Origin of the sequence: Pseudoalteromonas sp. NCIMB 1079 (genome assembly GCF_040567695.1) — a bacterium.
Classification (GTDB): domain Bacteria; phylum Pseudomonadota; class Gammaproteobacteria; order Enterobacterales; family Alteromonadaceae; genus Pseudoalteromonas; species Pseudoalteromonas distincta.
In genome coordinates this window covers 1,522,784-1,538,571 of sequence record NZ_JBEWZA010000001.1, presented here as the reverse complement: position 1 = coordinate 1,538,571, position 15,788 = coordinate 1,522,784, and the positions used below count along the sequence as shown (strand labels likewise).

The following is a 15,788-nucleotide window of genomic DNA, read 5'->3' as shown; positions in this document are numbered from 1 at the left end:
TATCACAATAGGCTTTTTTAGACGCATTTACAAAGTTTTGTGGTACGCTAAAATTCGTTAAAAAATAACGAACTATTTTAAAAAATACAGTCTAACTCTTGAGTTACCCAATTATAAACCTTATAAATAGGTCAGTATTTATCACCTAACACTATTAGGTACAAACCCAGCTGACGAGGACAGTCCACTTATTATGGCAGCTAACGCATTTTCACAATTAAAAACGTACTTAGATACACAAATCATTGGCCAGCCAGAGCTTACACAAGCACTACTTATTGCTATTTTAGCTGATGGTCACTTATTAGTAGAAGGCCCTCCTGGGCTTGCAAAAACACGTGCAGTTAATGCACTTGCTAAAGGCATTGAAGGCTCATTTCAGCGCGTACAGTTTACGCCAGATTTATTACCAGCTGATGTAACAGGTACCGATATTTACCGCCAACAAACTAGCGAGTTTGTATTTGAAAAAGGCCCTCTTTTTCACAACCTAATTTTAGCTGACGAGATTAACCGTGCACCAGCCAAAGTACAATCAGCACTATTAGAAGCCATGGCAGAGCGCCAAGTAACCGTGGGTAAAAATACCTATCCGCTTAGCGAACTGTTTTTAGTTATGGCAACGCAAAACCCGCTAGAGCAAGAAGGCACATACCCGTTACCAGAAGCCCAGCTGGATCGCTTTTTACTGCACCTAAGTATTGACTACCCTGGCGCAGAGCATGAGCTTGATATACTGCGTTTAACACGCGGCGAGGCGCTTAATGAACAACAACCAGTAATGCAAAAAATTAGTCAAAGCGATTTATTTGCAGCTCGTAAAGAAATATTAGGCCTTTATTTAGCAGAGCCGCTTGAGCAATATTTAGTACAACTTATTATAGCCACTCGTGAAGGCGCTAAATTAGATGCGCAACTAGGTAGCTGGATTGAGTTTGGTGCAAGTCCGCGTGCAACAATAGCACTTGATAAATGTGCTCGCGCCCACGCATGGCTTCAAGGCCGTGACTTTGTAGCACCTGATGATATTCAAGCTGTTGTGCATAACGTACTGCGTCATCGCATTATCTTAAGTTACGAAGCCCAAGCCGATGGCATTACTAAAGATCAAGTAATAAGCCGTATAGTTGAACTTGTAGCCGTACCATAAGTTATGCAAAAACAATTAGAAACCCAAGCATGGCTCAAACAGAGCCATAGCCACGGTGTTAATTTAGCACTCAAAGAGCTGATGTATTACAAAGCCAAAGCGCAATTGCTTGAACTTGCCCCTAAGGTAAAAATAAAAAATACCTTAACAGGACAATACCTTGCACCGCACAAAGGCCGAGGAATGGAATTTGCCGAAGTGCGACATTATCAGCAAGGTGACGATATTCGCTCTATTGATTGGCGAGTTACTGCGCGTACCGGCGAGACTCACACAAAGCTCTTTCAAGAAGAAAAAGAGCGCCCTGTGTTTGTGTTTACTGATTTTTCTAACTCAATGCTGTTTGGTTCAAAGTTACTATTAAAGTCGGTGCAAGCTGCGCATATAAGCGCTCTTGTTGCATGGTCGGCGTGTCAGCGCGGCGATAGAATTGGCGGTATTGTGTTTAATCAGCACTCGCATTTAGAGCTAAAACCCAGCGCCCGTGAAAAAGCCGTGCTTAAGCTTTGCCATAATTTATGCGACAACCACCAGCAAGCGCTTAACAATATTGATAAAACAGCCACTAACAACTTTAGCGATAACCTAAAGCGCCTTAACCATTTAGCAAAACCAGGCAGCTTAGTGTATTTAGTGTCTGATTTTAATGCTCTGGATGATGCCAGCTTTAAGCAACTTGAAATATTAAGCCGCCACTGCGAGCTGATTGGTTGCCACATAAGCGATCCGTTTGAGCATCAGTTACCTGCGTTTAAGCAAGCCGTTACGGTTAATGCAAATGGTCAAGACTTTGCCCTACCATTAATGGATAACAGCTTTAGAGAACGCTTTGCTAAAAATGCTGAGCAAGCATTTAGCGCGCGCTTTAATCGCCTAACTAAATCGGGTCTTAATTTAATATCATTCAATGCGGCAACACCGCTTGAGCTGCAATTAGTGAGAAAATAACCATGCAAACCAATCCACTCGATGGCCTGCACGATATAATAGCGCCAAGCCAAGTTAATTGGTGGCCACTCGCCCCTGCTTGGTGGGTTATTATTGCACTGCTGTTTTTAGCACTGTGCGCAGCTATTTATATATTTTATAAAAAACATAAATTTAAAAAGCCTAAACGCTACGCAATACAATTGAGCCAAAGTGAGCAAAACCCTCAGCAACTGCATATTATTTTAAAACGTTTAGTGATTGAATATTACGACAAGCGACTTGCTGCGCAATCTACCTCTAAATGGTGCACAACACTTAATACACTCACCGGTTTAAGCTTTACAGAACAAGAAATACTAAGCTTGTATAACCCCAGCCAAAAAGATACAACACTGTGCGAAAAATTTCGCCAAGGTATTAAGCAATTTAAAATAAAGGAGTCAGTAAATGTTTGAATTTAGCTGGCCATGGTTATTTTTATTACTACCCTTGCCTTTATTATTTTTACTATTAAAACCCGCAGCAAGTAATGCCAGTACGCGTTTACGTATACCCAGTTTTGCAAAGCACAATTTAACCAGCCACAGCATCGAGCCACACGCACGACGTTTAAGTCCCCTCGAGTGGGTAATTTGGTTATTACTTGTTACTGCTGCTGCCAATCCAACATGGTTAGATGAGCCAATTTCATTACCAAATGAAGGACGCGATATAATGTTAGCAGTTGACTTATCAGGCTCGATGACCGAACAAGACATGGCTTATAATGGCCAATATGTTGACCGCCTTACCATGGTAAAAGCTGTACTCAGTGATTTTATAGAACAGCGTCAAGGCGACAGGCTTGGGCTGATATTATTTGGCGACACCGCGTTTTTACAAACCCCGCTCACCCGCGACGTTAAAACAGTAAGTAAAATGCTCAGCGAAGCGCAAATTGGTTTAGTGGGGCGCGCAACAGCCATTGGTGATGCATTGGGTCTTTCGGTAAAACGCTTTGCCAATAAAGATGAAAGTAACCGAATTGTGGTGCTATTAACCGACGGACAAAACACCGCGGGCAATCTAAACCCAGAAGATGCCCTACTGCTAGCTCGCGAAGAAGGTATTAAAGTGTACACCATTGGTGTTGGCTCAGATAATCCGCGCGGCTTTAGTCTCTTTAATGTGGGAGGCTCTAGTGGCAGTAATTTAGATGAAAGATTACTTAAAAAGATTGCCGAGCAAACTGGCGGATTATACTTTAGAGCCAAAGATGTAGCTGGCCTTCAACAAATTTACGCAGAGCTTGATAAGCTTGAACCTATTAGCGCTGATGAACAAACATTTCGCCCACAAAGCTCATTATTTTACTACCCGTTACTTATCGCTATTTTACTTATTAGCTTAAAAGTAATGCTTAGTACACTGCGTGCATTAAAGGAGCCAAACTAATGGATTTTGAATTTATTCGCCCCGCTCTTTTATGGTTACTCATACCTGCTGTGGCATTATTTTTTGTTGCCTTAATTAAGCATAAAAAAACCACCAGTGAGCAGCTAATTGCACCTCATTTAGCACAATTTATAATGAGCGAAGCAAATACTAAAGCCAGCCAGCCACTTTGGTTAGTTGCTTTGTTTTGCAGCCTTGGCATTTTATTTAGTGCTGGGCCTAGTTTTGAGAAAAAACAAGTTCCTGTATTTCAAAGTAAAAGTGCCCGTGTAATTGTTATGGATATGTCGTACTCAATGTACAGCACCGATATTTTGCCAAATCGTTTAATGCAATCACGCTTTAAAGCGCTTGATATGATTGAGCTATTTAAAGAAGGTGATACCGCGCTTGTAGCTTACGCAGGCACGGCCTATGTAATTTCGCCACTAACAAACGATGCCACAACACTCAGTAATTTAATTCCAAGCTTAAGCCCTGAAATAATGCCAGACAAAGGCTCAAACGTTTTAGCCGGTCTTGATATGGCCAAAGAGCTATTAACGCAAGCGGGTTATATTGATGGCGACATTATTTTAGTGACAGACGGTATTGACCAACAAGAACAAAGCGACGTGAGTAGCTTTACCAGTAACACCCAATATAGATTAAATATATATGGTGTAGGTACCGCTCAAGGCGCACCAATTAGGTTACCTGAAGGCGGATTTTTGAAAGACAGATACGGCCAAATTGTAGTACCTACAATTAATGCCTCTCAGCTTAAAAATTTAGCATCGAGCAGCGGTGGTAAATTTGCTAGTTACCAACCTAGCAATAACGACATCAATACGTTTGCCCCAAATGCGCAGAGTGAATTATTGAAAGACGAAAAACAAAGCCATGCGCTTTGGCGAATAGATGCAGGTATTTACGGACTCTTGTTATTACTGCCATTTGGTTTGTATTTATTTAGACGCGCTGCCTTGCTAGGCGCATTTTTAGCTTTTGGTTTTTTACCGCAGCAAAATGCGTATGCCGTAGAGCTCCCTACTCTTTTGCAAAATGCAGATCAACGTGCATTAGAGGCTTACAATAATAAAGAATACGATGCAGCAACACAGGCGCAATCGAGTGAGTTGAAAGGCGCGGCGCTTTACCAGCAAGGTAATTTTGATGCTGCACTTAGTGAGTTTAGTAATGATAAGTCGGCTACCGGATTATACAACTACGGTAATGCCCTTGCCAAAGCTGGCAAACTTGAGGACGCAATTGAGGCGTACAAACAGGCCCAAACCTTACAAGATGACTTTACACAAGCAGCCGATAACCAAGCCTTAGTCGAGCAATTACTAAATCAACAACAGCAACAAAACCAGCAAGATCAGCAAGGCGACGGCGACGACTCTCAAGACCAAGATGATAGTCAGAAAAAAGATGAGCAAAACCAAGGGCAAAATTCTGATGAGTCAAAACAGGATCAGCAACAAAATGGTGATAAAAGCGATTCTGAAAAAGGCGAAAACGAAAGTCAAAGCTCAAGCGATGAAAAATCAGATAAAGAATCTGAACAATCAAAAGATCAACAAGGTGAGCCTGGCGAGCAATCAGATAAGCAAAATGAACCTGATATGCAAGCCCAGCCACAAAGCGAACAAGGGCAAAATAAAGACGCTGATCAGCCTAAAGAGGATGAGCAGCAACAAAGTAAGCCACAAGCAATAAGTGAGCAACCTGCCACTGATGAGCAAAAACAAAATGCTCAGCAACAAGCGATGCAAGCCCAAGCAAGTGAGCTCACTAATGAAGAAAAAGAAAAAGCACAACAGCTTAATCAACTACTTAGAAAAGTCCCGGACGATCCGGCTATTTTATTACGGAATAAAATGCAATTAGAAGCCCAAAAAAGACAATACAAACGTCGCCCTACAGGAGTCGAAAAATCATGGTAATGCGATTATTTTGCTGTTTATTGCTATTAAGTGCGATGCCTTCGTGGGCTGCCACCAAATTAGAAGCCAGCGTAGATAAAAACCCTGTATTAGCGGGTGAATTTTTTATGCTTAATATATCGGTAGACGATACAGTTAAAGGCGAGCAACCAGACACCTCATCGCTGTTAAAAGACTTTGTTGTAGGCCCAACAAGCTTAAGCTCTCGTACCAATATTATTAATGGCAGCATTAATAAACAAACTACGTGGTCAGTTAAACTAATGACCCGTACAGAGGGTGATTACACGATACCGGCATTTAGCGTTGCAGGGTTAACCTCACAACCTATTAAATTAAAAGTGGCAAAACGCTCAGTTGATGCAGATAAAAATAACGAAATATTTTTAAAAACGTCGCTCTCGAGTAATTCATTATTTGTGCAAGAAGCCGGTGTTTACACTGTTAAGCTCTACCTTGCCAAAGAACTGCTTGATGGCAGCTTAAGCACACCAAGTATGGAAGATGCTCAGCTAACCCAATTAGGTAAACAAACTGAGAGTTATGAGCTAGTTGATGGCAAACGCTACCTTGTTATTACTCGTGAGTATTTGATTCAGCCACAAAAAAGTGGTGCCTACACGATTGCAGGCCCTGCGTTTCAAGGGCGAGTACAGCAAAATTACCGCCAACTGGAGGTATCTGCTCTTGGCGATGATCAGCAAGTAGAAATAAAACCAATCCCGAGTGACTATAAAGGTGCATGGTTACCAAGCGAATTGGTTAACCTTGATGAAGAATGGCAACCTAACGACAACACAGTAGAAGTAGGTACGCCTATAACTCGTACTATTACACTTACCGCGCTTGGAGTTACAAAAGAGCAATTACCTGAAATCTCTATGCCTACTATTGATGGTATACGCAGCTACCCTGATAAAAAAGAAAATAACAATGCAGTGCGAGACGGACGCGTTGTGTCGCAGCAAACGGCATCATATGCCTTACTGCCGCAAAAACCAGGTACTTATACTTTGCCTGAAATAAAGCTGCCTTGGTTTAATACCAAAATGAACCGTATTAGCTTAGCCACATTACCAAAGCGTACTATTACAGTAACGCCAAGTACTACCGCGCCTAATACAGCCATAGCAAACCCACAACCCAGCACAAATAATTCACCTACTCTTGAAAATATTTCGAATCAAGCAACTGGCACACAACCTATTGAAACTAAAAGTGATACTCCTCTTTGGTTAATAGTTGTTGCCGCTTTAGGGTATATTTTATGGATTGGTACTGTAATTTTTTACTTAATAAGCCGTTCTACTAAAAATACGACTGAAAAATTACAGCTAAACACCCGTGGTACTTCTCAGCCAAGCTTAAATGAGCTTAAAGCATTAGCCAAAACACACGATGTGAAAGCCTTTTACACCGCATTAAATAACTTTTCTGTAAAGGTGACCCATAAAAATGTTGGCGCGATTGATGAGCTCTGCATCCGCGTAAACAGCAGCGAGCTTAATGGTCTCATTAGCCAATTGCAGGCACAACTTTATAGTAATAAAGGCGCAAACACGGATCTTAATGCTATTATTAAAATCCTTGAGATCTATCAAACTCAGGCATCAAAGTCGCAACAAGCTGTATTAAAAGACCTTTATGATTAATAACTACGAACCTTATGTCTTTTTTTGCAATAACTAATAATTTTTAATTAAAAAAGTGCTTATGCTTGGAAAGAAAAAATCAAACAATCAGGTCTTAATCGATATGGCAGAGAAACAAAAGCGTTATGAAGCCTTGGTCCACGTTTACAATAAAGAGCTTTATCGCTTTGCTTATTGGTTATGCCGTGATCCGCACATAGCAGATGATTTAGTACAGGAAACGTTTTTACGCGCATGGCGTTCACTCGACTCTTTACTTGATCAAAAGGCAGCTAAACCTTGGCTGCTTACTATATTACGAAGAGAAAACGCACGCCGATTTGAACGTAAACAGTTTGATTGCAGCGACGTAGAAAACGATACGCTTGTTGATGAAACCAGCCATTCATTAGACGATGAAATGGAACAAACGGTAATTCAACGCCAGATTGCACTGCTATCTGATGAATACCGAGAGCCATTATTACTGCAAGTTGTAATGGGCTGCTCTGGTGAAGAAATTGCAGGCATACTTAATTTAAATAAAAACACGGTAATGACTCGTTTATACCGTGCCAGAAATCAACTTAAAGAGGCTTTAAGCCGTGATGATGAACAACTTAAAGGGGCATCAAAATAATGGATGAACTTGAGTTTCGTCGCCGCACTATTGCGCAGCCAAACGACATTGACAAGGAGCTTATGGAGTTTGCTGACAATAACCCAGAGCGACAAAGTTTTATTAACGATATGAAAGGTTTTGATAAATTCATTCGAGATTCTTTAGATATACCTGTGCCTGAAAATCTTGCAGACCGCATTCTTTTAAACACATCGTTAAAAGAAAAAGCACTCCAAGAAGAACAAGCAACTGGTAAAAACGTGGTTGATGCTCGATCGCGTTTTAAGTTTGATCGTGTACATCTTGCGTTAGCAGCGTCTTTTGTAGTGGCGATTAGTGCCTTCTTTTTTAGTACAGAGCAAAATATTGCACACGAAGCAGGTGAGCATGCGCTTGCCCATGTGTACTACGAAATTAATGCGCTTGATAAAAAAGAGCCCATTAGCCTACAAAGCGTTAACGACAAGCTTGCAGTATTAGGTGGTCACCTTGATGAGCTTCCTGGCGCTGTAACTTATGCCATGTTTTGTGATTTTAAAGGCGAAAAAGGACTGCATTTAATATTTGAGTCTGATTTTGGTCCAATGACGGTATTTATAGTGCCTTCTGAAAATAAATCATTTGGTTTTGGCGATGATAATTTCAAAGACGAGCGCTTTGAAGGTCATATTAACCGAGGCTCACAAGCTGATACTATTTTAGTGGCAAGTCTTGGGGCACCTCTAGATACATACAATGAACGCGTTACTGGCGCAATTCGTTGGCTTTAAAATAGACAAATTTACCGCTTAGTTTCTACTGAGCGGTTTTTTGATTATATACTCACCAACAAAGCGTTTCTTCACTCCCCAAAACCTCTGATTTTTAAAGTAATTAATTAAATTTCTAAAGAAAGTAAATTATAATCGCGGCTCGATTTTAATTAGGGAATTTCATGAAGAACATCATCGTTATTTTTTCATTATTGGCATTATTATGTACTGCCAGTTTTGATGCACACGCACGTAAAAAATTTGGCAGTAGTAAACGCGGACAGACACCTGCAACACAACAAACAGCGCAAAAACAACAAACAGATACAACAACACCTAACGCTACACCTAAAGCCACACCTAAAGCCACATCAAATAAAAAAGGCATTATGGCAGGCGTTTTTGGAGGGCTTTTAGCGGGTGGCTTAATTGCAGCAATGCTAGGCGACGATTTTGAAGGTTTTCAGCTATTAGAAATGATTTTATTAGCTGGCGGACTCTTTATTTTATTTAAGCTAGTAACAGGTTTTTTACGTGCTAATCGTGCCCCACAACTTGCCAGTGCAAGTACAAGTGCTCAGCAAAATGCTTTTAAACAAGCACCTATCGAGCAACCAACAAGTACAGGCTTTGCAAGCAGCGCCCCACAAGGTGAAAGTGTGCCTTTTAATTTACCACCTAACTTTGACGTTAATGGCTTTTTGCAAGGTGCCCGTAGTCATTACCATACCCTACAAACTGCATGGAACAATGCCGATTACTCCACAATGGCTGAATACTTAAGCCCTGCACTTGTTGCCGAGTTTAAAGCTGAACGTGAAGCTATACAAAGCGTAGAAACGGAAGTTATGTTTATTGATGCCGAACTTGTGCGCGCAGATACAAACGCGCAATCGTGGCAGGTTAGTGTTCGCTTTAAAGGTAAGTACCGTGATTTAGGCGATAAAAAAGAAGAGCCTATTTTAGAAATTTGGCACTTAGAGCGTCTAATTTCAGACGATGCTCCATGGCTAATAGTGGGTGTTGAAGATTTAATTGATACGCAATAAGCGTTAACGTTTAAAACACCGCGCCTTTTAGCGCGGTGTTTTTTTATTTAAAAAACAATTGATTTACCGCGCCCAGATGCTTCAGAAGCGGCATCTAATTGGCCCTCTTTATTAATAATAACGTGTAAGTCACCAAAGTGGTTCTCATCTATGGTGTAACCCATTTTTGTAAGCTCTGCTTTTACGCTATCGGTTAAACCTATGTGTGTTCTAATTATATTTTTAGGCCACAGTTGATGATGAAAACGAGGGCTATTTACAACCTGCTCTGCAGTCATATCAAACTCTACCGCATTTAAAATAGATTCGTACACAGAGCTAATAATTGTTGTGCCACCAGGCGAGCCTGTCACCATTTTAACGGTGTTGTCTTTAAGGAGTATTGTAGGCGTCATAGAGCTAAGCATACGCTTGTGCGGCTGTATTTCGTTAGCTTTGCCGCCTATTGCACCAAACACATTCATAACGCCAGGTTTAGCACTAAAGTCGTCCATTTCATCATTTAAAATAAACCCTGCACCTTCAACAACTACACCGCTACCAAACCCTAAGTTTATTGTGGTGGTATTTGCAACAGCGTTACCCATTTTATCAACGATTGAAAAGTGTGTAGTTTGCTCACTTTCTTTAAGGCCCGGTTTAATATTTTCGGTAGTCGAGATAGCGGTTAACGAAATGCCATTACTGCGCTCTTTGAGGTAGTTAATATTAGTTAATGCGTTGACTGGTACATCAAAAAAATCAGGATCGCCTAAATACTCAGCCCTATCTGCAAATACACGTTTACCTATTTCAGAAAGTAAGTGTACATACTGAGTAGAGTTATGCGCTAAGCCCGCATCTGGTTTTTGTAACTCATACATTTTAAGCCACTGTAAAATAGCAATACCACCTGAACTCGGCGGTGGAGAAGTAAGTACTTCATAACCATTCCAACTCGCTTTAATAGGTGTACGTGATTTAGCGGTGTAACCTTTCAAATCATCTTGATTAATTATACCGCCATGTTGGTGCATAAATTTAGCAATAATATTTGCAGTTTCGCCTTTATAAAACCCATCTTGGCCGTTATCACGGATACGCTTTAGCGTCGCCGCTAACTCGGGTTGCTTAAATGCTTTATTAGCTTTTACATCAGCAAAGTATTTTTCGAAGTTTACATTTATTTTTTGCTCTTTTAGGTGGGCTATATAATTGCTCACACCTTTTGCTAACTTAGGCGGAACTACAAACCCTTGCTCAGCCAACGTTACCGCTGGTTGTACTAATTCTTCCCACTTTAAAGTGCCATGTTTTTGATGGGCAAGCCACATGCCCGCTACGCTGCCAGGTACACCGCTTGCGTGAATACCATATATTGATTTGTTTGCAATAACATTACCTTGCTCATCTAAATACATATCACGATGAGCCGCTGTTGGCGCTGTTTCGCGATAATCTATAAAATCGCCCTTGCCATCTTTTTGAATAAGCATAAATCCCCCGCCGCCAATATTGCCGGCTTCAGGAAGCGTTACTGCAAGTACAAATTGTGCCGTAATAGCCGCATCAACAGCATTACCGCCTTGCTCTAATATACTTTTAGCAGCATCGGCACTGAACGAGTCAGGCATTGCTACCGCGCTTTGCGATAAAGGCTGCGCTAAAACACTAAAAGCAGCGAACTGTAAAACCAGCACACTTTTGACAATTAATTTACTTGGTGCAAAAAACAATCCCATACAACATCCTTAATTTATTATTTTTTAGTTACGCATTCTTATTAATGCACGTCACTTAAGGACAGGTCAATCTTTATACTGTTGATATTTAATCATCTTTAAACATTTTTTGAATAAAGCACCGCAGGTAAGTCGCCTTGCTCGTCTGTATGTGTATAATTTTTCATAAATTGCAGACCTAGCTTTTTCATTATATTTATAGAGGCCGTATTATCTTTTAGTGCCGTTGCACTTATCGCCTTAATGTCATCTTGCTTTATAAGTTCATCACATAATGCTAAAGCCGCCTCGGTTGCATAACCATGCCCCCAACTTGCTTGCTTAAAGCGCCAGCCTATTTCAATATCACTGTAGTTTGGTGCATCAGTAAAAAAGCACATAGGCCTTATTAATATCCAACCTATAAATGTATTGGTTTGCTTTATAGTGATACTCCACAGCCCCAGCCTTTTAGATCATTTCGATATGCGAGCATACGAGGCACACCCTCATTTTTTATTTGCTCTAAAGAGGTAGGTTCACCTCGTGTTAAATACTGCATTACAGCTGGGTCTTGGTCGAGTTCAAATAATTGAGGCCAATCATGCTCATTCATTAATTTAAAATTTAATCGTTTTGTTACGGGGACGTTCATTTTCATTGTTGTATAGTCTGCCTCGAATTAATTATCAGTCTCTAAAGGAGATAGCACATGAATAAATTAGCAGGTTTAGCTTTATTAGGCACTTTAATTACATTAACTGGTTGTGAAGATGCCAACGAAGTAAAAGAAGATAAAAAAGATAAAAGCGCACAAATGCAAGAAAAGCTTGGTGATGCATGGAACGACGTTAAAGAGACAACTAACGATCTTAAAAATGACGAGTCTTTAAACGAGCTATTAGAGCAAAGTAAAGCAATGGGCTTAGACATGTACGACGACGGCAAAGAGATTGCGGTTGACGCATGGATTAAAAGCAAAGAAGCTGCTGGCGAGTTAACTGAAAAGACTAAGCAAAAAGCGCAAGAAATTGCTGACGAAATTGAGCAAGCGCGCCAAGAACATAACGAAGGTTAATTAAACTTTCGATAATAAAAAAGGAAAGCCTCGGCTTTCCTTTTTTGTTTTGGGCTATTTAATCAAGATATGCGTTTGCATATAGGACTTATAAGCTCAAATTAACCTTTGTACTTACTCATAACTAAAGTCGCGTTTGTGCCACCAAAGCCAAAGCTATTAGACATTACAGTATTTAACTCAACATCACGACGCTCAGTAATAATATCTAAACCTGTCGCTTGCTCATCTAGCTCATCAATATTAATTGAAGGTGCTACAAAGCCGTGCTCTAGCATTAATAATGAGAAGATAGCTTCGTGAACACCTGCAGCACCTAGGGCATGACCCGTCATTGCTTTAGTTGCACTGATCATTGGTGATTTACCACCAAACACTTCTTGTATCGCACCTAACTCTTTAACATCGCCTACAGGCGTTGATGTGCCGTGCGTATTTAAGTAATCAATACTATCTACATCTTGCATAGCTTGGCGCATACAACGTGCTGCACCTTCGCCAGATGGAGCAACCATATCGTAGCCATCTGACGTTGCACCGTAGCCAACAATTTCAGCGTAAATGTGCGCGCCACGTGCAAGTGCATGTTCAAGTTCTTCAACTACAACAATACCGCCACCGCCAGAAATAACAAAACCATCGCGATTAGCATCGTATGTACGAGATGCTTTTTCAGGTGTTTCGTTATATTTAGTAGAAAGTGCGCCCATAGCGTCAAATTCCATTGCCAATGTCCAGTGTAGCTCTTCACCGCCACCTGCAAAAATTACATCTTGTTTACCAAGTTGGATTTGCTCTACAGCGTGGCCAATACAGTGCGCAGATGTTGCACAAGCAGAGCTAATTGAATAGTTAACACCTTTAATTTTAAATGGTGTTGCTAAACATGCTGATGTAGTGCTTGCCATAGTACGTGGCACCATATAAGGCCCTACGCGTTTTACGCCTTTTTCACGTAAAATATCAGCAGCTTCTACTTGCCATTTAGACGAACCACCGCCAGAGCCAACAATAATACCCGTGCGCTCATTTGATACTTGGTCGTCAGACAAACCTGAGTCTTCAATTGCTTGCGTCATTGAAATATAAGAGTAAGCAGCAGCATCTCCCATAAAGCGCATTGCTTTGCGGTCAACGTGTGCTTTAACGTCAATATCAATTTTACCCGATACGTTACTACGTAACTTATAATCGGCAAATTCTTGATTAAAAGCGATGCCGCTTTTGCCCGTTTTTAACGATTCTAATACTTCTTCTTTGTTGTTACCTATACTTGATACAACACCGATACCTGTAATTACAGCTCTTCTCATGGGTAATTCCCTTAGCTTAATACTTAATTGCATTCTATTTTACGCGAATTTAATCACCTAAGTGGTCAGCTTTCTAGCGTACACTTGTACTCTGAACTGCTAGCTTATAAATAACGCCAGACTATTTCAAAGAAAACCCGTAAAATAATTAAAAAATATATCTATAAAATTAAAAATCATGATCAAAAATGCACATATACACTTTAATAATTTAGGTACACCTTTCGCTAATGACTTCGGTGATATTTATTTTTCTAACGACGATGGCTTAGCTGAATCGCATTATGTGTATTATGAGCAAAATAATATAGATGCACGATTACAAAATCATGACCAGCCACATTTTGTTATTGCCGAAACCGGCTTTGGTACAGGTTTAAACTTTTTAAATACATGGCAACGCTTTACTGACCACCTTGCACGTCAACAAGTTCAAAATCAATTAGATAATGGTGTTAAACGCTTACACTTTATTTCATTTGAAAAATATCCACTGCACATAGACGATTTAAACAAAGCACTACAGGCATGGCCTTCATTAAGCGCCTTTAGTAACAAATTATCTAAACAATACCCAATTAATTTAGAAGGATGCCACAGACTCGAATTTGACAATGGACTTGTTGTTCTCGATTTATACTTTGGTGATGCACTTGAATCAATACAAGCAATGAGCTATCCGCAAACAGGAATTGTTGACGCTTGGTATTTAGATGGTTTTGCGCCAAGTAAAAATCCCGAAATGTGGCAGCAAAGTTTATTTAATTCTATGGCCAATATATCAAGGGCAAGTGCAACCTTATCAACATTTACTTCAGCAGGTTTTGTTCGTCGTGGATTAATTGATGCAGGCTTTAATACTAAAAAAGCCAAAGGCTTTGGCCAAAAAAGAGATATGCTTGTTGGCCAACTAGAGTGCGTAAATGATGCTCAATCAGCTCCTGCATATTTTCATCAAGATAGCAGCGCTTTAAAAAATGTAGCGGTCATTGGTGGCGGTATAGCCAGTAGCTGCATTTTATATAGTTTGGCTAAACGAGGCATAGCAAGCCAATTATTCTGCCAAGATGAAAAACCAGCTATGGGGGCATCGCACAATGTGCAAGGCGCTATTTACCCTCACCTTCAAGCAAAAAACTCGCCGCACAGCGAATTGTTTGCACATAGCTTTTTATACGCAAAGCGCCTATATAACAACTTACTTAGCAGTGGTTTCAATTTTGATTACGATTGGTGCGGCGTATTACAACACGCAGTAAAAAAACCACTGGCCGATAAACATGAAAACTTAGCACAAAAACAACTGTGGCCAACCCAGCTAATGCACAACGTAACCGCAGAGCAAGGCGACGAAATAGCCGGCGTAGTAACAGGTTATTCGGGCGTATTTTTTGAACAAGGCGGCTGGGTTAACCCTCCTCAATTAGTAAACGCCATGTTAAGGGCTGCAAATAGCATAAACCCATTTAAAAGCGTATTTAACTGCAATATAAAACAGCTTAAAAAAACTGACAGCGGTTGGTTTTTATTAACGAATGATGAGCAGTTAGGTCCTTTTAGTGATGTAATTCTTTGTGCAGGCGAGCACAGTGATGCATTTGAGCAAACAAAAGCGCTACCAATAGTAGGCGTACGCGGGCAAGTTTCACATATTGAGGCAAGTGAGCAATCACGCAAACTTAAAACAGTGCTATGCCATAAAGGGTATTTTACCCCGGCTTATTTAGATCATCACTGTATGGGTGCCACGTTTGAAAAAAACACCAAAAGCCGTCAAGTTACAGCGCTCGACAACCAGTTAAACCAAGAGCAACTACTTAGCTTTTATCAGCAAAGTGAATTTGCCTCAACCCTTGGCAATATTACCTCGGCAAAAGCAGCTGTACGATGCACATTTATAGATCACCTACCAATGGCAGGGCAATGGTGCGAACAAAGTGATTACACTATGGCTTTTGCTAACCTACGTTTAGGTAAACGCTATCAATATGAGCAACTTAATAAGCCACAACAAGGCCTACATATTTTTACCGGCTTTGGCGCCCGCGCTTTATGTAGCGCACCGCTCAGTGCAGAACATCTCGTAAGTTGTTTAAATAACGAGCCTCGCCCATTAAGCGAACGTGTAAGCCAAGCTATTCACCCTGCTCGGTTTATAGTACGAGATTTAATTCGTAATAAAATTTAAATGACAAAGG

General features: G+C 40.5%; 13 protein-coding genes and 1 pseudogene. 11 read left to right on the top strand and 3 right to left on the bottom strand.

Annotation, left to right across the window (positions count from 1 at the left end; translation table 11 throughout):
• The first annotated feature begins 193 nt into the window (after positions 1 to 193).
• The 9 genes from ABX891_RS07060 to ABX891_RS07020 all read left to right on the top strand — a co-directional run bounded on the left by ABX891_RS07060 (position 194) and on the right by ABX891_RS07020 (position 9,499).
• Complete coding sequence (locus tag ABX891_RS07060) at positions 194 to 1,150, top strand: AAA family ATPase (RefSeq protein ID WP_007377762.1); 957 nt, start codon at positions 194 to 196, stop codon at positions 1,148 to 1,150.
• Between the two features lie 3 nt (positions 1,151 to 1,153).
• Positions 1,154 to 2,098, top strand: a complete 945-nt coding sequence (locus ABX891_RS07055) for a DUF58 domain-containing protein (protein ID WP_004335626.1) — start codon at positions 1,154 to 1,156, stop codon at positions 2,096 to 2,098.
• Between the two features lie 2 nt (positions 2,099 to 2,100).
• Complete coding sequence (locus tag ABX891_RS07050; RefSeq protein WP_004335624.1) at positions 2,101 to 2,535, top strand: DUF4381 domain-containing protein; 435 nt, start codon at positions 2,101 to 2,103, stop codon at positions 2,533 to 2,535.
• Positions 2,528 to 3,514 carry a vWA domain-containing protein gene (locus ABX891_RS07045; protein ID WP_354629180.1) on the top strand — a complete coding sequence of 329 codons (987 nt, stop codon included), beginning with the start codon at positions 2,528 to 2,530 and terminating at the stop codon, positions 3,512 to 3,514. Before ABX891_RS07050 ends, ABX891_RS07045 begins: the two co-directional genes overlap by 8 nt.
• A complete protein-coding gene (locus ABX891_RS07040; protein ID WP_354629179.1) occupies positions 3,514 to 5,445 on the top strand; it encodes a VWA domain-containing protein in 1,932 nt (643 codons plus the stop codon). Before ABX891_RS07045 ends, ABX891_RS07040 begins: the two co-directional genes overlap by 1 nt.
• Positions 5,439 to 7,097, top strand: coding sequence for a BatD family protein (locus tag ABX891_RS07035; protein ID WP_165743656.1), 1,659 nt, complete (start codon positions 5,439 to 5,441; stop codon positions 7,095 to 7,097). Before ABX891_RS07040 ends, ABX891_RS07035 begins: the two co-directional genes overlap by 7 nt.
• Positions 7,098 to 7,158: 61 nt before the next feature.
• Positions 7,159 to 7,716, top strand: a complete 558-nt coding sequence (locus ABX891_RS07030; RefSeq protein WP_033011540.1) for a sigma-70 family RNA polymerase sigma factor — start codon at positions 7,159 to 7,161, stop codon at positions 7,714 to 7,716.
• Positions 7,716 to 8,468: a DUF3379 family protein gene (locus ABX891_RS07025; RefSeq protein WP_354629177.1), complete on the top strand. Its 753-nt coding sequence runs from the start codon at positions 7,716 to 7,718 to the stop codon at positions 8,466 to 8,468. The genes ABX891_RS07030 and ABX891_RS07025 overlap by 1 nt, the downstream gene beginning before the upstream one ends.
• A gap of 164 nt (positions 8,469 to 8,632) precedes the next feature.
• On the top strand, positions 8,633 to 9,499 hold the full coding sequence (locus tag ABX891_RS07020; protein WP_354629176.1) for a Tim44 domain-containing protein: 867 nt from the start codon (positions 8,633 to 8,635) through the stop codon (positions 9,497 to 9,499).
• Between the two features lie 47 nt (positions 9,500 to 9,546).
• Here ABX891_RS07020 and ggt read toward each other — a convergent pair whose 3' ends face one another.
• Both ggt and ABX891_RS07010 read right to left on the bottom strand, forming a co-directional pair.
• Positions 9,547 to 11,220 carry a gamma-glutamyltransferase gene (gene ggt, locus ABX891_RS07015; protein ID WP_354629175.1) on the bottom strand — a complete coding sequence of 558 codons (1,674 nt, stop codon included), beginning with the start codon at positions 11,218 to 11,220 and terminating at the stop codon, positions 9,547 to 9,549.
• A gap of 98 nt (positions 11,221 to 11,318) precedes the next feature.
• Positions 11,319 to 11,860 (bottom strand): annotated as a pseudogene (locus tag ABX891_RS07010) (GNAT family N-acetyltransferase).
• Positions 11,861 to 11,911: 51 nt separating this feature from the next.
• On the opposite strand from ABX891_RS07010, the gene ABX891_RS07005 reads away from it, so the two are divergent.
• Positions 11,912 to 12,277: a hypothetical protein gene (locus tag ABX891_RS07005; protein ID WP_354629173.1), complete on the top strand. Its 366-nt coding sequence runs from the start codon at positions 11,912 to 11,914 to the stop codon at positions 12,275 to 12,277.
• 101 nt (positions 12,278 to 12,378) lie between these two features.
• On the opposite strand, the gene fabB is transcribed toward ABX891_RS07005, so the two are convergent.
• Positions 12,379 to 13,590, bottom strand: coding sequence for a beta-ketoacyl-ACP synthase I (gene fabB / locus ABX891_RS07000; protein WP_354629172.1), 1,212 nt, complete (start codon positions 13,588 to 13,590; stop codon positions 12,379 to 12,381).
• A 178-nt stretch (positions 13,591 to 13,768) separates the two neighbouring features.
• Between fabB and mnmC the strand changes: the two genes are divergently transcribed.
• Positions 13,769 to 15,778 carry a bifunctional tRNA (5-methylaminomethyl-2-thiouridine)(34)-methyltransferase MnmC2/FAD-dependent 5-carboxymethylaminomethyl-2-thiouridine(34) oxidoreductase MnmC1 gene (gene mnmC / locus ABX891_RS06995; RefSeq protein WP_354629170.1) on the top strand — a complete coding sequence of 670 codons (2,010 nt, stop codon included), beginning with the start codon at positions 13,769 to 13,771 and terminating at the stop codon, positions 15,776 to 15,778.
• The last annotated feature ends 10 nt before the right edge of the window (positions 15,779 to 15,788 follow it).